Annotated in this window: 20 protein-coding genes and 4 pseudogenes; 12 read left to right on the top strand and 12 right to left on the bottom strand. The window is 38.7% G+C overall.

Annotation, left to right across the window (positions count from 1 at the left end; all coding sequences use genetic code 11):
- Positions 1–12 precede the first annotated feature (12 nt).
- Positions 13–411 (bottom strand): PIN domain-containing protein, encoded by a 399-nt coding sequence (locus tag ID47_RS05195; RefSeq protein ID WP_038464615.1) that lies wholly within the window; start codon positions 409–411, stop codon positions 13–15.
- Positions 404–646, bottom strand: coding sequence for an AbrB/MazE/SpoVT family DNA-binding domain-containing protein (locus tag ID47_RS05190; RefSeq protein WP_038464613.1), 243 nt, complete (start codon positions 644–646; stop codon positions 404–406). Before ID47_RS05190 ends, ID47_RS05195 begins: the two co-directional genes overlap by 8 nt.
- 450 nt (positions 647–1,096) lie before the next feature.
- On the opposite strand from ID47_RS05190, the gene ID47_RS05185 reads away from it, so the two are divergent.
- Entirely contained in the window at positions 1,097–1,660 is a 564-nt protein-coding gene (locus ID47_RS05185; RefSeq protein ID WP_038464611.1) for a recombinase family protein, read from the top strand.
- A 322-nt stretch (positions 1,661–1,982) separates the two neighbouring features.
- Here ID47_RS05185 and ID47_RS05180 read toward each other — a convergent pair whose 3' ends face one another.
- From ID47_RS05180 to ID47_RS05170, 3 genes are all read right to left on the bottom strand, one after another.
- On the bottom strand, positions 1,983–2,402 hold the full coding sequence (locus tag ID47_RS05180) for a hypothetical protein (protein ID WP_038464608.1): 420 nt from the start codon (positions 2,400–2,402) through the stop codon (positions 1,983–1,985).
- Positions 2,399–3,757: a hypothetical protein gene (locus tag ID47_RS05175; RefSeq protein WP_038464606.1), complete on the bottom strand. Its 1,359-nt coding sequence runs from the start codon at positions 3,755–3,757 to the stop codon at positions 2,399–2,401. Before ID47_RS05175 ends, ID47_RS05180 begins: the two co-directional genes overlap by 4 nt.
- Positions 3,758–3,977: 220 nt before the next feature.
- Positions 3,978–4,298, bottom strand: coding sequence for an IS5/IS1182 family transposase (locus ID47_RS05170; protein ID WP_051908650.1), 321 nt, complete (start codon positions 4,296–4,298; stop codon positions 3,978–3,980).
- A gap of 47 nt (positions 4,299–4,345) precedes the next feature.
- On the opposite strand from ID47_RS05170, the gene ID47_RS05165 reads away from it, so the two are divergent.
- From ID47_RS05165 to ID47_RS05155, 3 genes are all read left to right on the top strand, one after another.
- Positions 4,346–5,314: an IS5 family transposase gene (locus ID47_RS05165; protein ID WP_051908649.1), complete on the top strand. Its 969-nt coding sequence runs from the start codon at positions 4,346–4,348 to the stop codon at positions 5,312–5,314.
- 345 nt (positions 5,315–5,659) lie between these two features.
- Complete coding sequence (locus ID47_RS05160; RefSeq protein WP_038464604.1) at positions 5,660–6,541, top strand: hypothetical protein; 882 nt, start codon at positions 5,660–5,662, stop codon at positions 6,539–6,541.
- 487 nt (positions 6,542–7,028) lie between these two features.
- Positions 7,029–8,219 carry a hypothetical protein gene (locus ID47_RS05155; RefSeq protein ID WP_038464601.1) on the top strand — a complete coding sequence of 397 codons (1,191 nt, stop codon included), beginning with the start codon at positions 7,029–7,031 and terminating at the stop codon, positions 8,217–8,219.
- Positions 8,220–8,355: 136 nt separating this feature from the next.
- On the opposite strand, the gene ID47_RS05150 is transcribed toward ID47_RS05155, so the two are convergent.
- Positions 8,356–9,336 carry an IS5 family transposase gene (locus ID47_RS05150; RefSeq protein WP_038464599.1) on the bottom strand — a complete coding sequence of 327 codons (981 nt, stop codon included), beginning with the start codon at positions 9,334–9,336 and terminating at the stop codon, positions 8,356–8,358.
- A gap of 68 nt (positions 9,337–9,404) precedes the next feature.
- Here ID47_RS05150 and ID47_RS05145 point away from each other — a divergent pair, with 68 nt between their 5' ends.
- Both ID47_RS05145 and ID47_RS05140 read left to right on the top strand, forming a co-directional pair.
- A complete protein-coding gene (locus tag ID47_RS05145) occupies positions 9,405–9,839 on the top strand; it encodes a hypothetical protein (protein WP_038464597.1) in 435 nt (144 codons plus the stop codon).
- A gap of 34 nt (positions 9,840–9,873) precedes the next feature.
- Complete coding sequence (locus ID47_RS05140) at positions 9,874–10,587, top strand: IS6 family transposase (protein WP_038464595.1); 714 nt, start codon at positions 9,874–9,876, stop codon at positions 10,585–10,587.
- A gap of 322 nt (positions 10,588–10,909) precedes the next feature.
- Here ID47_RS05140 and ID47_RS05135 read toward each other — a convergent pair whose 3' ends face one another.
- Positions 10,910–11,914, bottom strand: coding sequence for an IS110 family RNA-guided transposase (locus ID47_RS05135; protein WP_038462882.1), 1,005 nt, complete (start codon positions 11,912–11,914; stop codon positions 10,910–10,912).
- Between the two features lie 211 nt (positions 11,915–12,125).
- On the bottom strand, positions 12,126–14,405 hold the full coding sequence (locus ID47_RS11710; RefSeq protein WP_051908645.1) for a response regulator: 2,280 nt from the start codon (positions 14,403–14,405) through the stop codon (positions 12,126–12,128).
- A gap of 256 nt (positions 14,406–14,661) precedes the next feature.
- On the opposite strand from ID47_RS11710, the gene ID47_RS13880 reads away from it, so the two are divergent.
- On the top strand, positions 14,662–14,958 hold the full coding sequence (locus tag ID47_RS13880) for a recombinase family protein (RefSeq protein ID WP_038464594.1): 297 nt from the start codon (positions 14,662–14,664) through the stop codon (positions 14,956–14,958).
- On the opposite strand, the pseudogene ID47_RS12350 reads toward ID47_RS13880, so the two are convergent.
- A pseudogene (locus ID47_RS12350) lies at positions 14,860–15,126 on the bottom strand (recombinase family protein); the annotation flags it as partial. The gene ID47_RS13880 and the pseudogene ID47_RS12350 sit on opposite strands and share 99 nt — an antisense overlap.
- Before the next feature lie 187 nt (positions 15,127–15,313).
- Positions 15,314–16,426 (bottom strand): annotated as a pseudogene (locus ID47_RS05120) (ISAs1 family transposase).
- Positions 16,427–16,537: 111 nt separating this feature from the next.
- On the opposite strand from ID47_RS05120, the pseudogene ID47_RS05115 reads away from it, so the two are divergent.
- The 4 genes and pseudogenes from ID47_RS05115 to ID47_RS05105 form a co-directional block, all read left to right on the top strand.
- A pseudogene (locus ID47_RS05115) lies at positions 16,538–17,053 on the top strand (transposase); the annotation flags it as partial.
- A gap of 165 nt (positions 17,054–17,218) precedes the next feature.
- Positions 17,219–17,815, top strand: a complete 597-nt coding sequence (locus tag ID47_RS05110) for a DUF6088 family protein (RefSeq protein WP_038464588.1) — start codon at positions 17,219–17,221, stop codon at positions 17,813–17,815.
- The gene (locus ID47_RS13470) at positions 17,805–17,984 is read left to right on the top strand and encodes a hypothetical protein (protein ID WP_232223275.1); all 180 of its coding nucleotides are present in this window, start codon (positions 17,805–17,807) and stop codon (positions 17,982–17,984) included. The genes ID47_RS05110 and ID47_RS13470 overlap by 11 nt, the downstream gene beginning before the upstream one ends.
- A gap of 10 nt (positions 17,985–17,994) precedes the next feature.
- Positions 17,995–18,750 (top strand): annotated as a pseudogene (locus tag ID47_RS05105) (nucleotidyl transferase AbiEii/AbiGii toxin family protein).
- A 76-nt stretch (positions 18,751–18,826) separates the two neighbouring features.
- Here ID47_RS05105 and ID47_RS05100 read toward each other — a convergent pair.
- Entirely contained in the window at positions 18,827–19,237 is a 411-nt protein-coding gene (locus ID47_RS05100) for a hypothetical protein (RefSeq protein WP_156956661.1), read from the bottom strand.
- A gap of 12 nt (positions 19,238–19,249) precedes the next feature.
- Positions 19,250–19,408: a hypothetical protein gene (locus ID47_RS12865; RefSeq protein ID WP_156956660.1), complete on the bottom strand. Its 159-nt coding sequence runs from the start codon at positions 19,406–19,408 to the stop codon at positions 19,250–19,252.
- Between the two features lie 730 nt (positions 19,409–20,138).
- On the opposite strand from ID47_RS12865, the gene ID47_RS05095 reads away from it, so the two are divergent.
- Positions 20,139–22,289, top strand: coding sequence for a VCBS repeat-containing protein (locus ID47_RS05095; protein ID WP_051908643.1), 2,151 nt, complete (start codon positions 20,139–20,141; stop codon positions 22,287–22,289).
- Positions 22,290–22,435 lie beyond the last annotated feature (146 nt).

The following is a 22,435-nucleotide window of genomic DNA, read 5'->3' as shown; positions in this document are numbered from 1 at the left end:
GAAATAAATTTTTTAGGCAAATCTCGCTCGAACAAGCTTGATATTGCTCTCTAATAATTCTAAATCATCCAAGTGGTGGTCAGTTGTATAAACAGGAAGCCTCATCTTTATTCCTAAAGCAATACACGCTCGAGCTTCTAAGGGTAAATCTTTACCTTTAAGCTGTTTTATCAGATTCGCTGTCAGTAAAGCGTGAGATATATCAAAAGGAATGAGCTGAGAAATTAAGGGAAGTAGGTATTCTTCACACTCTTGTAAGGCCATTTCAGACTGGAATAGGGTGGTGGCTGCTTCCGATAGACTGATGCTTGACATAACAATTTGACCGAGCAGGCCTTCTAAGGTAGAAGCACCGTGCTCATTCTTGATAAGGGCGAGAAGGGCTGAGGCATCTAAAATAACTTTACTCATTGTTTTCTTCTTTCTGATTAAGGGCCAGTTTATCGTCTAAGTTTTCTTGAGGAGAATGATATTTGCTAACTAATTGTCTGGCTTTCAATAAAGATGTCTTTAAGGAGGAAATGATAATGTGTCCTTCTTGGATATCTATTAAGACTTCTTCACCATCTTTTATTCCTAATTGTTTTCTGTAAATAGAAGGAATAGATATTTTTCCTCCTGTAGCTACTTTAGTTCTTGTTGGCATAATTAATCCTAATTTATAAATATGTATAAGCCTTATTAATCCTATTATATTGAGTTTTAGGATTAATTCAAGGTTATGTATTTAATTATGAATTATGCCTATAGATTTTTATCCTGAAAAATTATTAATTTAAATAAATATAATTATGTACTATTTTAAATAGATCTGACTAAATATGATAAGTTATAAAATTACATAAAGTTATAATTATCCATATAAGTACAATAAATTATTTTTAACCTATTTTGCAGATAGTTATGAAGTTCAATTTATAAAAAGGTATTAGGGAAGAAAGATTGTTTTTCTAGCTCTCTTAAAAACGTTCGTTTCTAAGAGGGAAGGGGGAAGAGCAGAAAAGGTTCTCATTTTTTATCATTTCATCTCTCAAAACTCTTTCTTGAAAGAAAAGTTCTTAAAAGATATACTAAAGATGAGTTTTAGGAGGAAAATATGCTCGTTGGTTATGCGCGGGTCTCGACCCAAGACCAAAATCTATCTTTACAGCTTGACGCTTTAAAGGAAGTTGGGTGTCATAAGATTTTTACAGAGAAAGCTTCAGGTGCTCAACGAGAGAGGCCTGAATTAACGGCTGCTCTTAATTATATGCGCTCAGGCGATACTCTTGTTGTTTGGAAGCTTGACCGCTTAGCCCGTTCTCTTAAGCAGCTGATTGAAACAGTGGAAAAACTCGAAAGCAAGGACATAGGGTTTCAATCGCTCACTGAAGCAATTAATACCACCACGTCAGGCGGGCGGTTGATTTTTCATATTTTTGCTTCTCTGGCCGAGTTTGAACGCTCTATTATTAAAGAGAGAACCTTAGCCGGGTTATCCGCTGCTAAAAGATTGGGGAGGGTAGGGGGCCGTCCACCTTCCTTAAAAGCTGAAGATCTTATTATCGCTAAAGCTTTGCTGAAAGATAACAATATTACGGTTGAAGAAGTGGCTAAAAGGCTCTCTGTTTCTCCAGCGACCCTCTATCGGCACTTGCCCGGAGGACGTAGTGCTATTTAAAGAGGGTCTATTACGTTTAGAAACTAGAAGTAATTTTATTTCAAGAAGATATTATAATAATAATGCTTTCAATAGCTTTTTATTGGAGAAATAGCACCTAGAATCAGATGAATATGTAAGTTAATTTTTTTAAATTTTTAGATGCAACAGACCCCTAGAGCTCTGCCTACACTCTAATTATTTTAAGTTAAGTTGAAAGAGCAATAATGAAGCGTTACGTCCTGATCAATCATGCTTTAATAAATGTGACAGCACTTTTGCCCTCTGTTTAAATCACTAAATACTAGTTTCAAGCTTTAAAATTAAATGTAATTTTAACGGCCTAATACTTTTCTGCGATAATTTTAAGACCATTTCCTATTGTGGTAACGGAAAAATTATTCTTTAGAAAATCAACTTGAGCTGCAAATTTTTCAATGTCGCTAATTTCTTTATCAGTAGCGTAAGTAAAATTTAAGAATTCTATCATCGATCTTTTCCATTTATCGATAAACACAGCATTATTAAATATTTCATCTTTTTTATGGTTGTCTTTTTCAATTTTATGATTAAAATTTTTTTCAATTAACTTAAAAAAATCCTTAAGGTCCTCTTGCGGAATTTCATGTCCATGCCATAGGTTGCCAATTATAGAATCTCTCTTAGAATTAATCTCAAAATAGTCGACAGAATAAGATACATCCCCAGAAAGAGCTATTTTTATATTTAAAAGGAATAGGGTTATAGGTAAAAATTTTTTCATGATTGATTTTCCTCATCATTAAAGAACCAGTTTGCTTCTTTTTTTAAAAATTCTTCAAGGTTATTAATGTCAATATTCATTGTACTATAGCCCCTTACTTCAAGTACAGGACTTTTTGTTTCTTCCCAACGGTATAGGCCCATTGAATAACTTTCCGACATATGAGGAGGGGGTGACAAAAGATCGCGTTCTGAGGATTCGTTTAAGATAGATTGATACCATTCCTCAAGATTGTATTCAGAGGTAGATATTTTGTTCTGACCTTCTCTCTCATCATAATAAATATATTTTCTGATCTTGTAATCTTTTCCCACTTTAGAAATTATTTTATCAAATATTCTTTTAAACTCCTCTTTTTCACTTTCATTCAACACGTATTTATATAAATCAGAGATTGGTAATCTGGATAATACTGTTAAATATGGTTTAAGTCCTGGCTCCAAAGAGGCAGCATATTCATTGTTATTATTAAATATACTAGCCCAATAATATAGAAATAAATAAGAAAAACCCCTCACGTTAGGACTGGCATCCTTTATTCTTAGATATATCACATCATTAAAAAAATTATGAATTTGTAGAACCTTAAACCTATTGCTTATTAATTTAGTTTGTTGATTTAGCTCCTCTCTTAGTCTTTCATTTTGTTGGTGTCGGTTTTTTTCTAGTTCTTGAGCTTCATATGCATTTATTTGTTCATTTGTCATTTTAAAGTATGGTTTAAAATTATCTTTAAGTGATTTACAAAAAAAAGTTGCGTTTTTCTCTCCTAATTTATCGAGCCTATTAAAAATGCGAGGAACTTCACTTAACGATACTTGGTAGCTAATTTGTGGTTCTACTATCTTATGGCTGCTAACCATGTTTCTTAAAATTTTAAAGCGATTTTTCTTATTCCCTATAGTAGTTATATTAAAATTATCTAAACCTATCTCTTTGAGCATTTTATCTACTCTACCCCTATTTAAAGTATAGAAATTGTTTTTTTCCTGTACTATTTTATAAAAATATTTTATAATTTCTACCATTACAGTCACCATTCTCAAAAATACTTCTTCACTATATCCCCCAATAGTTTTAATTTCCATATTATGGAGATCAATTTCTTCATTAGAAAAGTCTCCCGTATCTAGCTCTATACTCCATATTGAAGTTGATGTTTTAATTGTAAAACTAGGCATATTTGTTCGAGGGACACCCTTAATTGCTGATGTTTCCAGTTCTATTCCGATTCTTCTTTGGCTTTCAGTATTTATAGAGGAAGAAGAGCTACTTTCTTCCATAGATGTTAAAGGAAAAATAAAGCATAAGAAGAATGCCAAAATAGTTAATAACAATTTTGATAGTAAGGTCACTGATATTAATCCTTCGTAATTTTTAAGGGTACTAGAAATGCATGACTTAATAATTCCTGAAATAAATTAATTTTTTGTAAAAAAAACTTATATCTAGGGCGGTGTTATCACCTTTAGAAGTCATCTGATAAGTTAGAATTGATATTAAGAAGAAATATAGCAATTATTTTCGGTCCTGTTGCAATCTAAATAGTCTTAATCTAAGAGAGTGTGTGAAAAGTCATGAAATCAGGGAAATTCGTCTAAGCATGAGTCGAATCATAGCCAAATAAATAAGATCCTGGGAAGTTTGAACATGAAGCTCATAATCGTTGCTTAGTCTTCTATATTTATTGATCCATGCAAAAGTTCTCTCAACAATCCAGCGTTTTGCTAATGGTTTAAAGCCGTGTTTGTTGGTACGTTTAACAATTTTTAAAGTCCAGCCTGTTTGTTGCTTGATGTTCCCAATAAATTCTTCTCCTTCATAGCCGCCGTCGGCATAAATATGATCAAGACAGGGTAGGAAGGGCGTTGTTGCGTAAATAGAAAAGGTTGTCAATAAAAGGTAAATGGAAGTATCTTTTTTAAAATAAAAAAGGATGCCCTATGCCTTATAAAGAACGTCTTCGCAAACATGGTTGTCCCAGCCAACGAAAAGCTGACTATCGCGTTAAAAATTGGCCAGACTATAATCAAGCTTTAAAAAACAGAGGGTCTCTAACTTTATGGATTTGTCAAGATATTGGCGATAAATGGTATGCTCGTAAAAGCTCTTCTTCCCAAAAAGGCAGGCCCTATTATTATTCTGATTATGCTATTACGATCATGTTAGCTCTCAGAACCATGCTTAAGCAAAAGCTAAGGCAAATTCAAGGCTTCGTTACCTCGTTATTTGCATTGATGGGCCTTAATCTGGATGTTCCTGATTATACGAGGTTATCTCGCCGCGGAACCGTTGCTCTTCTTACTTGCCAATTAGACAAAATGAATGAGCCAGGTCATCTTGTTATTGATAGCACGGGCATCAAAGTTTATGGAGAGAGTGAATGGCTAGAGTCTAAGCATGGGAAACACTATAAACGTAAACTCTGGCGCAAGCTTCACATTGGTATTAATGAAGAGGGGTTGATTGTTTCCCGAATGATGACCGATCATCTAGCAGATGATAGATCTTGCTTACAAGATCATTTGCGACAAGCTGATCCGACAAAAGTAACCGAATTAATTGCTGACTCAGGTTATGATGGTCAAGAGACTTATGATCAGCTGGAATCAGCCAATATTAAGCCTATTATTCCTCCAGCTCGTGGGTCCCCATCAACTGCTGATGAGGCAATCTCACCGCGGCAAGAAACGGTTAACTACATTGATAAAAAAGGAAAATACGCCTGGCAATCTAAAAACAAATACGGACGAAGAGCTAAAGTAGAAAATACGATGTATCGCTATAAAGAAATTATCGGCGGTAAACTTAATGCAAGATTATGGAATAACCAAGATGCTGAATTGCATCTTGGATGCTTCATCCTGAATACTTTTACCAACCTTGGTATGCCCAAATCTGCTAAAATGTAACAGTTTTGGGGGAAAGGGGGAAAATTTATCCTCTATCCATATTTACGCAACAACGCAGTCTCCCATATGATACGCCATTTCTTACTTCTTCTCATCACCAACTTTTCAGATTAACTCGCTATTTGATCCGTCGCGGTAGTCCATTGGTAACAATATACTCAAGTCTTTCCCTAAAGCGACGGCGTTAACCCTATCCCACTAAGATACATGAAATTTATATAAAATTAGTTGTTAGGCAGCGTTATCTCTCCTAATATTTTACCGGTTTCAAATCCATGTGGATTTCAGGTATCTTGAAGTACCAGTGCAAAAATATTATGAAAAACCAGTTAGGAGTTCTGAATTATGAGTATATTTCATTATTATCTTAAAAAATTTAATTTTCCACGTTCGATCTCGTTTTTTTGTTTTCTTTTATTCTCCGATGTATCAATGGGGATGCAAGATGAAACCTGTATAGAAACACATCAAAAAACTTTGGCAAGTGAATCTAAATTTATCGGTGATTTTCTTTATCAATATGATGAAAATTTTTATAATAATCTAGATAGTCCAGATAAAGCTTATGAAAAAGTTAAAAGCAGCCCTCATTTTGAAGAGTTTTTAGGTAGGGCTTTTTCAACTATCATTGAATATGATTTACCTATAGGTTTTCGGTTGTTGCACAAACATAATAACGTTTCTAAAAAAGAATGTATGGTAGAAGTGTTCCATACATTATTTCCGCTTACAGGGGAAGCAGCCTATGTTACAAGACCGCACTCTTTATCAAAAGGTAATTTTGAAAGTTACCCAGCTAGCTGGGCTGTTTTGGAAAATGGTGATTATAGAATATTTGAGTTCTCAAATGACTATGTTGTCCATGATGCAATTCAAAACCTTATAAGTAAAAAGGAAATAATGAGGAATATATCTAACATGATTTTAGAAAATAATCTAGAAAGTTTGATATCAATTGCTATATTAGATCGTTCTACTTATCACAATTTTAAGACCCTTAGTTTTTTGGAACGTAGCTACAAAAATTTTGGAAATGTTTTAGTTAGTTTGGATCCAGACGATGTTAATTTGAAAAGTTCAATTCCAACAAGCTGGTTTCCCAAAAAGGGGGAGAATAAATGTTCAAGTGGTTGCGATTACAGAACGTATTGCGAGGTTATTGATGGAAGTCATACTCAGATACAGGATCATTATTTATATCATAATGGAAGGTATGTAACGATTTGATTTCTTTACGCAATCTGGCCTGGTGTGAAGATCCATACGATTAATCTTTGAGGGCAGTGTTGCAAAAAATAAATGGGTTGAAAGTTGCCTTTTTATTTATAGGGGGGTAAGACAGGATAGGTGGGTAAATAGGACTTTTTGTTTTAAAAATTATCTACCTTTTTATACAAGCCAAGTCAGCCATAAGATTATTTTAAGAAAGAAACAAATTTCTCCTTAAGTATGAATAAATTTTTAAGCCTACCGTGGTCACGCCGATCCAATTTTCACGCTGACTTCTTAGATCAATAAGACTTGTAGATATTAGACATGGATAGAGGCAATTCATCGTTGATGACGGTGCCCAAAAACTCGCACGCTGCGTGAAATATTATTACTTTACAATCGTGTTAGATATATTTAGATATATAATGAATCTGAGGATTAGCTTAAACCTACCAGACAAGCCCTTTTAAGGGCGCTTAAAAGCAAGAAAAGGAGGATAATTATGGGCAAATATAATTTCACCACTTCCCGCAAATGGGCACTATCCTTTGCCAGAGTCTTTTCGTTTACAGTACTTCAGGCTTTTTCCGCTTACACTATGGAAAAAGGACCAGAACTAACTGATAGAGAAGGGATAGAAAAGCCTTCTCTCTGTACGCCTCAACTTATATGGGAAAATTTAGATGATGCAATAGTGAGCCGAATTTTATCGAAGGGCATTGATTTGCAAAATTTTAAAGGTGTCTCGCGAAAATCTTATTGGCAAGCCCTTGTAACAGCAGCTCACACAGGAGATCCTCAAGCCCAATACCACCTAGGTCTAAGGCTCCATCACAGCTTAGATAAGGAGGAGCAAGAAAATGGGAAATTATGGTTGCAAAGAGCAGTAGAATCAGGGCACTCTCAACCACTAAGTTCAACATTAGATGATGGTTTTTCTAAATTAAAGTTAGAAAGAAATAGTGCTATTACAACTCGTGAAAAGGAAGACTTTTATAGTCAAGTTTGCAAGAATAAAGAGGTCGCATTTAGTATTTTTTTTGACACCTTTCTAGAGGAACTCCAAGGCTCGGATGATATTAATCATACGATAATTACGCTGCTTGAGGCTCAGCCCCGTTATGTTTCAAAGGAGATTTTTGCGAATATGCAAGAAAAGAGACAGGCAGCTCTTTTTACAGTGGCAGGCAAGGAGACATATTTAAAAAGTTTAGCGCCTGCTCCTGTGCTAGAATTCTTCGATATTCCTAATGAAATCATTATCCACATCTTAAATCTTTTAGAAAATCCTCCTGCGCTTTCTACGAATTCCTTCTCGATAAAGAAAAAAGATGCTGAGAAAGTTAAAGATTTAGCTCTAGTCAGAAGTGTAAGTAAACAGTTTAATGAATTATCGACAAAAGTATTTTTAAACGCTTGTTTTCCAGGAAGAAAATGGGAGAGTTACGGAAAGTCTATTAATCAGCATGATATAGATATTATATCTGGGCTTCCTTTCCAAACGATAGTCTTTTCTAATTTTATAGGAAATTTGTTTTTCCAGACATTTCATATTTCTAAGAGAGAAGGCGACCGCATAACAGTAATAAATAATAAATTGGATCTTATCGGATTATTTAATAGAAGAGTAAAGAACTTTTCTTTTATTCATAGCAATAAAAACGTTCGAGCACAAATAGACTACGAAAGTTAATAACCGGCGTGGTATATATGGACGATCCGTATTGCAAGATAAAAATTATCAAACCTAAAAAGAATATTGCCGTCATATACCGGCTGTGGTGCACAAATAAAAATTTAGACGGAGTGGGGGGCTATGTTTGGAAAATCTAAGCAGCTTTTTGAGCTTTGGGCATCCCAAGGTGCGCCATGCGATTTAAAATCTGCGCAGCAATTTGAACTTCTGTATTTTGACTTTCCAATATTTTTGATCTGAGTTTGTTTCCTATAATTGATTTATATCGGTGCATGGTGTTTTCGACTCTGGCCCGTCTGCCATAATCCATTTGATTTTGCCACGATAGCTTGCCCTTATCTTCAATTAAGTGAATATTGCCAAGGCGCTGGGTTGAGTCTGTTTCCTTTGCTTCCTGAAAACCTATGTTGGGAGGAATAAGAGCTTTAATTGGCCTGTTCTGGTTGGATCTTTTTTCATGGGCCTCCAAAGCTTCATAAGTAGCTGGGCTGTCATAGCCCCCATCCCCGAGGAGCTCACAGACTGGACCCTCAATGTTCGCCAGAAGATTCCCAACTTGTCCTGTATCGCTCTCTATATGGCTGGTTAATGTCGCGCTTAAAATATCACCATGTTCATTGATGCAAAGGTGAAGCTTGCGCCATACCCTTCGTTGTCTTGTGCCATGTTTGTGAGTCATCCATTCTTTTTCACCAACAACCTTTAGCCCGGTGCTGTCAACAATAAGAACAACAGAACCTTTGGGCAATGACTTCTTGCGAAGCAATACCCTTCTGGAACGCCTGGATAATGTTGTATGGTCTGGGATGGCAAGATCCAGTTTCATCAATTCGGCAATAGAACGCATCAACCCCTCTGTTTGCCGCAAAGCCTGTTTATACACAAGGCGAATGGTATGAGACGTTTCAATGGCTAAATCCGAATACTGCCTTTGTCTTCCTCGTTTTCTCTTCTCATTGTCGCAATGATTCCAAGCTGCAACAGCGTCTCCACAAAACCAAATAGTTAGGTCACCTCGGTTCCTCAGTCCTTCTTCATAAGCCTTCCAATCTCGTTTGTTATATGATTGCTTCGTGAACTTATGCCGAACAGGGTCTTTGAGCTTATAAGGCATGCGGGGCTCCTAGGAGAATAAGCATAGACCTTAACACAATATCCAAACAAACTCTATCCTACCGATTTATGCACCACAGCCGATATGCGTCTGCCGTTGTGTCAGATATGCTGTTTGATTATGGAGGCCACTATGCTCACTCAAAATTGAGTGAGGTTGCGGACTATGCTCAAAGCATTGGTCGCGATGAGCTAGAAAGCAACCGCAACCGCTATTTAGCGGACGCAATGGGCAGCGGTGCTTTAATGGGGGTTTCAGTCATTGGAATGACAAAAGGTAAGGCACCCAAAGTGAGCCTGATCAAGGGGTTGGATTTGGCAACAACAACCTCCAAGGCATCTTTTATTGCTATATCCCATGGACGTTCCTCAGTAAATCGGATATCTGCTGAGAAATGGTTGAATCAGAATGGATCACCTGGTTTACCTATGGCTGTGCCAGGTCGAGTACAATCAAGAATTAATATTATTAATGGTAAGAGTGGTTCCGTTGCAAATTCTTGAGAAGTTGTTAGGTTAAGGGTAAATTATCTAATAAATGGTCACTGCAATGAAACCTAAAGAGTTCAGATATCGACATTTCCTTCCAGAAGTTATCTTGCAATGCTTACGCTGGTACTTACGTTATCCCCTCAGCTATCGCCAATTAGCAGAAATGGTTAGTGAAAGAGGAATAAAGGTTGACCATACAACCATTTACCGCTGGATCCAGCATTACGCTCCCGAATTTGAGAAAAGGATACATTGGTATGCTCGACCTTCAGCTTGGTCTTTAAGAGTGGATGAAACTTACATTAAAGTCAAAGGCCAATGGAAGTATCTCTATCGAGCCGTCGATAAATATGGGCGCACTGTTGATTTTATGCTAGCTCATACTCGGGACCTGGCCGCTGCTAAGCGATTCTTTAAGAAAATGCTGAAACGGTGTAAACAGATGCCTTCTTCTATTACCACAGATAAGCATTCTTCCTATCACACAGCTATCGAAGAATTAAAAAGAGAAGGGTGTCTGGACGAAGGCGTCAAGCATAGACAAGTTAAATACCTCAACACCATCCTTGAACAAGACCATCGACGCATCAAACGCCGTACCCGGCCCATGTTAGGCTTCCAATCATTTAAGACGGCTAACCGAACGCTCAAAGGCATTGAAGCCATGGCCATGATGCTTAAAGAGCAAACAATTTATTTGACAAAAAGCTATCAAGATCAGGTTCGTTTTTTCAATCGTCTTTTCAACGTTTACGCCTAAATTCTGTCCAGTCCCTGAGGGATTGCAATCTTAAATCACCTTATTTCCAAATTTGCAACGTATATGGCCTGAGCAAGAATGCAAGAGTTTTTTTAAAAGAAAACATTGAGGTGCGGACGTATATTCGGCTTTTAACGAAGGTTTATCCTTCTAGCCCAGATGGTATATCCGATCACTTCTTGCCCTTATCGGAACCATGGTTTTTGTAAACCGTGTTGCAAAACAGGATCTCAAGAAGCTGGTAATTCACTTTGTCATCTTTTTATTTTACTCTAGCAAACCTCGGTGGTAGGTCATCCTTATAATTTTACTTATGGGATATCTAGTGAATAGAGTGGTACTCAGTTTGTTTGGCAAGTAGAGACCATACAATTCTTGCATTCTTATTAGCTAGAGCTACATAAGCTTTCTGTTTACCACAACGCTCAATCAGCTTCTCTAACCAATTAGAACGCCTTTTAGCAAAGCTAATAAAGGCGCGTGCTCCGTGAATAAGAAGCGTCCTTAAATACCGATCCCCTCTTTTGCTAATGCCGAGCAGCACCTTTTTATTTCCGCTAGAATGCTGACGTGGTACCAATCCTAGCCAAGCGGCTAAGTGACGCCCATTCTTAAAGTTAGAGATATCACCAATTGCTGATACCAGAGCTGTTGCTGTTAAAGGGCCAATCCCTTCAATTTTTTTAATCCTTTGGCATGCTTTATTCTCGCTACAAATTTTGGCGATCCGCTTATCTAAAAGCTTAACTTTTTTATCAATTTCCAAAAGATCTTGATGAAGCTGGCAAAAAACCTCCAGAGCTAAACTTGTCAGCAAGTTATTTTGATTTTCCAGAAACTGAGGTAATTTCTCCCTCAAACACCCAATACCTTGAGGCGCCACAAGTCCATATTCACTAAGCAGTCCTCTAATCTGATTGACAAGGGCCGTCCTTTGCTGCACCACTCTTTGACGGTACCGATGGAGCGATTGGATATCCTGCTGTTCTATAGTTTTAATTGAAACAAATCTCATATTAGGCCGTGCTACTGCTTCACAGATAGCTTCAGCATCATTCGCATCATTCTTATTCGTTTTAACATATGGTTTTACATATTGTGGGCTCATCAGTTTCACTTCGTGCCCGTAAAGCTGAAACTGGCGGGCCCAGTAGTTAGATCCACTGCAAGACTCCATTCCTATAAGGCATGGAGGTAGATTGGCAATAAAGCTAAGCAATTGGTCACGTCCAATACGCTTCTTTAGCACTGTCTTGCCTCTTTTATCAACGCCATGCAGTTGAAATACCCGCTTGGCTATATCAATCCCTAGTGTTTTTATTGTCATGGTGGGGTCCTTATCTTTATTTATTCCTTTTACATCTCCAGATTACCATTCTTTTCTCATAATCTGAAAGTTGCTCAGGCCATCCCATCAGAACCGGCAGGATCACACTTAGGAATCACTTGGCATCATTAAAATCCAGTATCCTTAGAGAAGAAGACCATGAAGTTTTGAATCCTTAAGCCTTTTTATCATTAGTAAGGAAGCCTTTTGGTTACTTTTCCTCCAAACACTTGAGAATTTTCTTGTATAAAGCCTTTTTATTAATGGGTTTCGTTAGATAACTGTTCATGCCCACCTCTAGGAATCTCTTTTTATCCGTCTTCATGGCATGAGCCGTTACTCCAATAATGGGAAGCTCACGGAGGTTATAATGCTCTCGTATTCTTCGAGTGGCTTCCAATCCATCCATTTCTGGCATTTGTCCATCCATCAGGATAAGATCGAATTTTTCTCGCTCAATAGCTTTAAGAGCTTCATGTCCATTAACAGCTATAGTAACGGTGCAGCCACTACGCTCAAGCATGACACGCAGGAGAATTTGATTCGTCCGATTATCTTCCGCCACTAAGATATGAAGAGAGGGAAGCTTAAGAAGGGCTTCTGAAGAAGGTGGTGGTGAGCCAAGGGAACGATCTTCTTCAGGGACCTCAAAGGCAGCTTCAAAAGAGAAACTTGATCCCTTTCCTTCTTCACTTTTAACCTTAATACTGCCACCCATCAGCTCACAAAAGCTTTTGGTAATATAAAGTCCCAACCCAGTCCCTTGATAACGCCGGGCAATAGACTCATCCGCTTGAGAGAAAGGCTGAAAAAGACGGGAAAGGGTATCAGGGTTTATGCCAATTCCTGTATCTTTAACAGTACTGTTAAGGATATACTTAGAACCATCTTGACCATAGTGACCATCCAAGGTAATTTTCACATTTCCTTTTTCAGTGAATTTAATGGCATTACCGACCAGATTCATTAAAATCTGTCTAAGACGTTTAGGATCGCCTATAACACTTTCTGGCACCAGAGAATCACACTTTAGCTTTAACTTAAGGGCTTTATCCTTAGCAGAAAAAGCTAAAAGCTTAACGACACCTTGAGCCACCTGCAAAGGATTAAAGGCAATCTTCTCTAAGATAAGCTTACCTTCCTCAATTTTTGAAAGGTCAAGGATATCGTTTAAAATAATGAGAAGAGTATTTCCAGTTTCTTTTGCCATTTGTAGATAGCTTAAATTCTCGGAAGAGAGCTGTTCTTCAGGAATAAGGCTTAAAAGGCCAATAAGCCCCCCTAGTGGTGTTCTCAATTCATGAGACATATGAGCGAGAAAAGCTGATTTAGCCTCATTCTTAGCTTCAGCTTTCTCTTGGCTCAAGGAAGCTTTCCTCATTTTCTTATAAGCGCTTATAAGATTAACTTCGTTAACAATCCGGCTTGTTAGCAACAAGAGCGGTTCAAACCATTCAAGCAACTGCTCATTGTACCCTGTTGGCCGGTTTGCTAAGGCCAGAATTCCCACCATCTCATTGCGTGACGTTAAGGGGATTCCAAAAAATGACGTAAATTTGTAAGCGCTTTCTGAGGGGCCTGTCTCTTTAAAATAATCTTCTATATTATTGATAATAAGAGGGGAATTTTGAGAAACCACTTGCTCGACAAGCTTATTAAAGTAAAGGAGCCCCTCTTCTTCAATTTTACACCTTTCAAATAACTGCTGAGCTTTTGGGTCCGCTAAAGGATCAATTTCCCATATTTTTGTAGAGGCATGTTTAGACTTATTGGAAACAATTCTCTCAATAAAGCCAAACTCACTTTGACTCAATGTAATAAAATGCTGAATGATGTGTTGGAAAGAAATTACTTTGTCCGGCTCATTCCCATACTGACCTAATTGGCCGAGATACAGCCTTTGCACCTCTGTTATGGCTTTAATAACGCTTGTTTGAAAGTTAACATGCTCATTCAAAAGGCTAATTTGTTGAACACTTTTCTGCTTTAAAAGCTCATCTAAAGTGACATCCATCACTATCGCAAAAGAAGGCTGCCCACCCGCTATTTCCAGATTTGATAACCCAATCCAACTTAACCAACGATAGGAACCGTCTTTACAGTGGTAGCGGTTGATAAAGCCTGAGGGAATAAAATTTGACTCGTACTCTAAGGTTTTTTGTAGGTCGTCGGGGTGAATAAATTCATAATAGGGGGTGCGTAAAAGCTCTTCAATTTCCCACCCTAAAACTTTGCTCCAATTAGCATTCAATCTTTTGAAGTATCCTCCGAATTCCATTAAACAAATAAGATTCTCACTGGTTGCAAAAGTTTTTTCCATTTCTTGTTCGGTGATGCCCCAGGTGTCAAAACACACAGAAGCACCAATTTCTTGTCTTTGAGCTTGGATGATACCTTCCCGTCTTTGATCCTGAGCAGTGGCTAAGCTTAACCCGAACGCTGAAATAAGTTTTATCAGTAGAAGGAATGAAGCACTGCGAATGGATTTCATGAAAATCTCCTTTAATTTATTAAGCTTCCAACGAAGAACTGTTTCTTAAAGGCCTGAAAAATATTTTTTATGTATTATTTTTAGAAAAAGATAATTTTTTATAAAGGAAGCCAATAGGTTCTAAAAGCTTAAAATATACATATAATTCGCGTACCAAGATTAGTATATTGATTTTATTATAATTAATCTATCCTTGATTACGGTTTCTAGATGCAACAGACCCTTTATGAGAATAAGGTAAAGGGAAGGCTATGGGATGTCTCCTTGGATATATGCACGCGTTAGCACAAACAAACAAGATTTAACATTTCAACTTGATGCTCTTAAAAAAGCAGGATGCCAAAAAGGCTTCATTTTTGTCGATAAAGCATCGGGCGCAAAAACAGACCGTCCTGGATTAGAAAAGTGTCTTACAATTTTAGGGGTGCATTCCTGGAAGGGGCGAAATGACACTCTAAGAATTATTCCTGTTTCGTTTGATGATGTCAGCTACAGTATTTTTACTGATGCCAAGGTCTCGAGCGATCCAACGATAGCTTTTCCCAGATTCTAAGGCTTCAAGCACTTTGGGAGTGAGTCTGTCTGATTTTGGTCTTTGTCCTGGTTGGCGGCCAAGCTTTTTTCCTCGTGCTCTAGCAGCAGCAAGGCCGGATTTTACACGTTCGCTTAAAAGGTCGCGCTCGAATTGAGAAAATCCTGACAGCATAGTAGCCATCATACCAGGGCTTTTGCATGAAATTTGGATATTCCTAAAAGCGCAGCAAGATATCTTGAAAATCCCCTGTCGTGATTACTTTTTCTGTTTTATTTTCCTGAGTCAGAGCTAAAAAACAATAAAAACCGGGATTATTAGGCATAATGATCCTTAGAGATTAGCATTTAAGCCCATCTTCATAACAGATAACTCTTTAGGAATTAAGCAAAAGTCCTTTGAGGTAGTCGTTGTCCCATCCAGATCGTTTGAGCTTGCGTCTAACGCTTCTTCTCGGAGTCGTATCGCGGGTTCGAACAATATTGAGAGCTATGCGCCTTAAAAGAGCAAAGCTACGGGCGCTTTTACGTTCTGCCTTTTGATCATCATCTTCTCTCAACTGAACATCTAAAACCCAATGAAGCTTGTTTTCAATGCCCCAATGATGGCGGATATACTCTGGAAGTTTTGGATGATCCCAAGGATGGCTCGAAAGATAATAGCGCCATTAGGATGTTACCTGTTTATCTGGGTCAGGGTTTTTTGAAGAAATTGTCTCAACGGCAATAAGGCTTTTAGCTCCTTGCCACTCATGAATAGCTGGCAGGGTGCGTGCATCATAGCCGAAGTAACGCCTTCTGACGGATCTGCCATGACCATCATCAAAGGCGTCATAAAGACGGTTTTTATCATGCTCTGCCTCTCGTGCTTTCAGATCACCTGCCGCTTCATAAAGGGTTGGATGATTCTTTTTTAAACCAAAGACGTAGTCACCCTTTTTCTCTTTAATTTGGCGGGCTATGTTTTTTTGACAACCAGCAGCATCAATCGTGACGGTTTTGCCTTTAAGATCAAGGACTTCTAAAAGCAGCGGAATGGCTGCAATCTCATTGGATTTACCCTCTACCTGAGTTTCAGCCAGCACTAAACTGTTCTCCTGGCACCATGCTGTAATCGAGTATAAACACTTTAAATCAAGCCGTTTGCTTCTCCTGAGAGCTTTGCCATCTAAGGCAATTTGATCACTTGTGTTGTCGCGACTCTTCACAATGCTTGCTGCGTGGTCGCTTAATATTTGTTCCATATGCGCCGGATCTAATAGCGTAAAAACTCGCCTAAATGTCCACTCAGATGGAACACCGTTCGTTAAATCAACATACCTAGACAGCCACTCAAACTTCGTTTCACAGTAATCCTCAATATCTGACCAGTTCTCGCAACCAGAAAGAACACCGCATAACCCAACAAATAAGATAGAGCCCAGGTTATGCTTAACTTTTCCTTCCATGCGCGGGTCAGGAATGCTTTCAAGAAGTTCTAATATGCTCATACTGCTCCCCCAGAATTCTTATTGGCTATGCGGTATTTAAGCTTTATTTAAACTTTTTGACAAATATTTTTAGCAATTTTCACTCAAGAAATATTTCATGCAAAAGCCCTGAAGCATGGGAAACACTATAAACGTAAACTCTGGCGCAAGCTTTACATTGGTATTAATGAAGAGGGGTTGATTGTTTCCCGAATGATGACCGATCATCTAGCAGATGATAGATCTTGCTTACAAGATCATTTGCGACAAGCTGATCCGACAAAAGTAACCGAATTAATTGCTGACTCAGGTTATGATGGTCAAGAGACTTATGATCAGCTGGAATCAGCCAATATTAAGCCTATTATTCCTCCAGCTCGTGGGTCCCCATCAACTGCTGATGAGGCAATCTCACCGCGGCAAGAAACGGTTAACTACATTGATAAAAAAGGAAAATACGCCTGGCAATCTAAAAACAAATACGGACGAAGAGCTAAAGTAGAAAATACGATGTATCGCTATAAAGAAATTATCGGCCGTAAACTTAATGCAAGATTATGGAATAACCAAGAGGCTGAATTGCATCTTGGATGCTTCATCCTGAATACTTTTACCAAACTTGGTATGCCCAAATCTGCTAAAATGTAACAATTTTGGGGGAAAGGGAGTGCTCTTTCCTTACTCTACATTTATGCAACAACGCCAGATTTACGGTTGAATAACCCTTCTGATCAAGAATGTGCATGAATTTTCAATGAAAAAACTTGCAATTTACATAATGCATGCTATCTTTATCTATAAAGGAGTAAAATAATGACTGCGCTTCAAGTAGTTAAATCCCATTTGGAACCGGGCATGGTATATCGTCGAGCTGATCTTGACAAGTGGTCAAATGCTATCGATCGCCATTTAAAACAGCTCCAACAAGAGACGTCGTTACTCAAAGTGGCGACCGGAATGTATTACTGCCCTAAAGAGAGTGCTTTTGGGAAAACTCCCCCTCATGACCAGATCTTGATCGAGGCGTTCTTGAAGGATACTCGTTTTCTAATCACAACACCGAATGCTTACAATGCTTTGGGTGTAGGCACCACACAGCTTTACAATGAGACGGTGGTATACAACCATAAACGCCATGGTCGATTTAAATTAGGCAACCGGTATTTCCAATTTATAGTTAAACATCATTTCCCTTTAGAGTTGAATGATGTGTTTCTACTGGTCGATTTAGTTGATAATTTAGCTAGATTAGTCGAAGACAGAGAAAGCATCCTAAAGAGGGTTGCAACCAAGGTAAATTCTATGGATTCTCAATTGCTCAGGGAAGCTGTGCAGCATTATGGAAGCGGACGGACTAAAAAGTTCTTTGTAGACCTCTTCAAAGAAGAAAGCCTCTATTATGGCAGCTAACTATTTACATAATCACCCAGAATTTAATGATCTCCTTTTAATTTTGTCGGAAAAAATGGGGATTACCCCGGTGCTGGTGGAAAAAGATTACTGGATCATGCACTGCCTTTATGGGCTTCAAGAACAAGGGATGAGTTTTAAAATGAAAGGGGGGGACCTCTCTTTCTAAAGGTTTTAAAATCATCGATCGTTTTTCAGAGGATATAGATATCCTCATAGACCCACCCTTGAATATGGAAATCTATACGAGCCTCAACCAGGATAAGCCTCATCATCGGCAGAGTCGTCTTTCGTACTATAATTGGCTTGCTGACAATATTAAAATTGATGGAATTATTGAAGTTAAACGCGATGCGGCCTTCGATGATGCCAAATACAGGAGTGGTGGCATAAGGCTGTTCTATCAAACAGCACATAGCCAACCTAAAGACGTTAAGGAAGGTATTCTTCTTGAAGTGGGGTTTGACGAGGTTAGCCCCAATACCCCAAAAACAATTAGTTCGTGGGCTTATGATTAAGCAGAAAATAAAATTGATATAAAAGACAACCGCGCTAAAGATGTCCTTTGTTATCATCCAGGATATACGTTTGTTGAAAAGCTACAAACTATTTCTACCAAATTCCGCAAACAGCAAGCGTTAGGTAATTTCTCTGAAAACTTTATGAGGCATTACTACGATATTTACTGCTTACTAAAGCAACCAGAGATTCAAGAATTCATCACCACAAACGAATATAGAGAACATAAGAAGAAAAGGTTTCGAGAAGGAGATAATCCTATTATCTCCCAAAACGAGGCTTTCCTTCTTCAAGAAACCGAAACAAGAAATCTGTATGAAAAGGAATATAATTTAAGCCAATCCCTTTATTATAAAGAAAAGCCTACTTTTGAGAAGATTCTAACAACTATTCACAAATTCATCTCAACTTTATAAAACACATACCCACCATTTGGAATGAGGGGAACAATGGAACAGCCAACTGAGTTAAGGATCATCTGGCTTCCCATTTCTATTGATGTGAACCTGAAACCATGAGGGATGCCAGTTTATCCCTATCCTTTTTATCTAACTTAGACCAATTACTTAATAAGTACTCACCGTACTTTATTTGTGTGGCCGTTTTGTTGTCTAGAGGTGGAAACAAATAATGGACAAGTCCGCCACCCAAAAGGCCTCCCACCAAAGTAGAAACTAGGATCACAATAAGGGTAGCCCTTGAAAAGAAGCTAATTTTCTCATTACACTTCGTTAGGTTATGTTCAATTGTGGCTGTGGTAGCTTGTAATTTGCTAACGATCCTTTCAACCTGCTCCATAGAAGCTTGGACAAAGTACTGACCCGCTTCTTGCGCTATAGCTTGAGCCATGGTCTTGGTTTCTTTTTGCAGTGTGGGCAGAATCTGCTGGGTTTGTGCATCCAATGTTGCTAAGCATTATTGAAAGCCATTGGTAGCTACGGTCATCTGGCTTGCTGTGGTAGCAATTAATTTTATTTCTTGTGAAAGCTTAGAATGCAATCCATTAATTAAGAACAAGGTTTTCGTCAGATCTTGAATTTGTTCTGGGGAGGTTTTTTCACCTAATGCTGTCATTTTTTCTCCTTATCGACTGAGATCATAATCTATCTTAATGGTTGAAGTTTGTTGGTGTTCTTTGGGTTCTAATAAGCGATCAATATCCTTCTTAATCTCTGGATTTGATAGTGTTAAATACGTCATGGGGAAGCGTCAAGTTAACTATTGAAGATGCAAAAGATGCCCCCGAGTGGACTTATTAGACATATCTTTACTATCTACAAAAGTTAACTTGACGGCGCCGTTAAAATCTAATAATTTTGGGGAAAAGGGGAAGTTTGGCCGTGCTTCCCATTTACGCAACAACGCCGTGCACCTTAAAAGGGATTTGTTGCATCTTAAAATTTTAAGTAATTAATTTACATATTTATCTCATTCTAGGTGCTATTTTCCCGACAATAAGCCATTGAAAGCATTATTATTACATATTTTTGAAATAAAATTACTTTTAGTTTCTAAATGCAACAGACCCGACTTTACATATAAACTCTGTGAATCAAGACAACAATACCTGGTATGACCTGAGCTAGTATAACAAATCCATAAATTTGACCCATTTTATTAAATATTCTCTTAGTAGACCTCTTCAGCCAACAGTTTTTATTATAGCTTGCCGCAGAATTAGTCAATAAGGATATCAGGTGATTTTTTAAATAATATTTTATTTTACTTATAGTTAATTGTTAAATACATTTAATTTGCGTATTTTTTGAAAACAAAACCGACAACAATTATGAAAGGAAAAACAATGAAATCTTACCCTCCTAAACTAGCACTGCTTTCCGTCTCTACCGTTGCTTTGTTGGCGCTCCATTCAGCATCAGCTAGTTCCTTTGAATTTGAAAATATTGACCTTGCAAACTTAGAATACAGCAACCAAGGTTTTAAGATTAGTGGTGGTGCTGCATGGGATTACTCTGGTAATTCTGTCAGTGCTGCTGGGGATATGAATGGGGATGGCATTCCGGATATTCTTATTGGGTCTCCCAATCACAGAGGGTCTAGCTATGTGATTTATGGCAAGGCTGGTGGCTATACAGGTACCATCGACCTTGCAAGCTTAAACCCCACCCAAGGGTTTAGGATTGATGGTGGCCTTGGAGACCAAAAATTTGGAGCATCTGTCAGTTCTGCAGGAGATGTGAATGGGGATGGCCTTCCGGACATCCTCATTGGCGCATGGCTGACCAATCCTTTTCCTGACCGCTATGGTGCAGGTGTTAGCTATGTAATTTATGGCAAGGCTGGGGGTTATAAGGCCCCCCTCGAGCTTGCAAGCTTAAACCCCACCCAAGGATTTAGAATTATTGGCGCTGCCGAAAATGATCTCTCTGGAGTATCTGTCAGTGCTGCTGGGGATATGAATGGGGATGGCCTTCAGGACATCCTCATTGGGGCTAGTCATGCCGCTTCTTTTGGACGCCGGTCGGCAGGGGCTAGCTATGTAATTTATGGCAAGGCTGGTGGCTATACGGAATCCCTTGACCTTGCACGCTTAAACAGCACCCAAGGGTTTAGAATTGGTGGCGCTGTTGCAGGTGATTACTCTGGAGGTTCTGTTAGTGCTGCGGGAGATGTGAATGGGGATGGTTTTCAGGACATCCTCATTGGGGCTATGGGTGTTCGCAAGTGGACAGGAGCTAGCTATGTAATTTATGGCAAGGCTGGTGGTTATACGGATTCCCTCGACCTTGCAAGCTTAAACAGCACCCAAGGATTTAGAATTATTGGCGCTGTTGCAGGTGATTACTCTGGAGGTTCTGTTAGTGCTGCGGGAGATGTGAATGGAGATGGCATTTCGGATATTCTTATTGGAACTGATCAAGCTTCGCCTTATGGCCGCTATGGTGCAGGGTCTAGCTATGTGATTTATGGCAAGGTTGGCGGTTATACGGATTCCCTCGACCTTGCAAGCTTAAACCCTACACAAGGGTTTAGGATTGATGGCGCTGTCAAACTTGATGCCTCTGGAGTGTCTGTCAGTGGGGCAGGGGATGTGAATGGGGATGGCTTTCAGGACATCCTTATTGGGGCTTATAAGGCCTCTCATTTTGAACGCGGGATGGCAGGGACTAGCTATGTAATTTATGGCAAGGCTGGGGGGTATACAGATTCCATCGACCTTGCAAGCTTGAACCCTACGCAAGGGTTTAGGATTGATGGTGCTGCTACAATGGATAACTGTGGGAGGTCTGTTAGTGCTGCGGGCGATGTGAATGGGGATGGCTTTCCGGATATTCTTATTGGGGCTTATCAGGCCTCTCCTTATGGACGCCTGTGGGCAGGGGCTAGCTATGTGATTTATGGAAGAGGAAGAATAAAACCCTCTCCTAGAGTGTCACCTAGTGCCTCTTTTTCGGCTTCTCCTATTGCAAGTCCTTTAGTCTCTCCTAGCGCAACACCTAGTGCATCTCCTTCAGCCTCTCCTAGTGCATCTCCTTCAGCCTTTCCTAGCCATAGCAGTGCTAGTACCCATAATATACCTTGGTATTCTCCGGTAAAGTGGCTTAGCTCTTTGAAAGACTGGTGGTATACCCCAGAAAGCATTGATACGACCCTTCCTTATGTCAAAGAAATGCTGGAGATAAAAACAAAAATCAAGCAAGCGTCTGAGCTCTCCTCTGATCGCTGGTTCCAATTTAACCTAGAAGACCTAGCAGAAGATATTGATCTTATCTTGAAAAACCCTCAAGCTCTTCAAAAAGATATCATTAAAACCCTGCAAAAACGCTTAAGGGGTATTGAGAAAGATTTTCTATATGATGATACTCCCCACCATAAGGGCTTTTTCGTTAAGGCAGTACAATTACCAGCATTAAAAGGGCCTATGGTAATCTTGGCTCCTAACTTAGTTTCCTTAAGTTATCCAGGTTCTGCGCCTCTTATGTTAGCAAAGTAATAACTCTCCCCTGGTAAAGCCGAAGTTAACTATCTAGGGCTTTACTAGGGTTTCTTCATGAAATCTTTATAATCAGGGTACTAGGTAGTCGTCCCTGAAGTAAAGATTAATAAGCTTGATGATAGGTGCCGTCAAGTTGTTGAGAT

The organism is Candidatus Paracaedibacter acanthamoebae (genome assembly GCF_000742835.1).
GTDB classification, from domain to species: Bacteria; Pseudomonadota; Alphaproteobacteria; order Paracaedibacterales; family Paracaedibacteraceae; genus Paracaedibacter; species Paracaedibacter acanthamoebae.
Note: the sequence above shows the minus strand (reverse complement) of the source record. Positions and strands in the feature narration are given on the sequence as shown.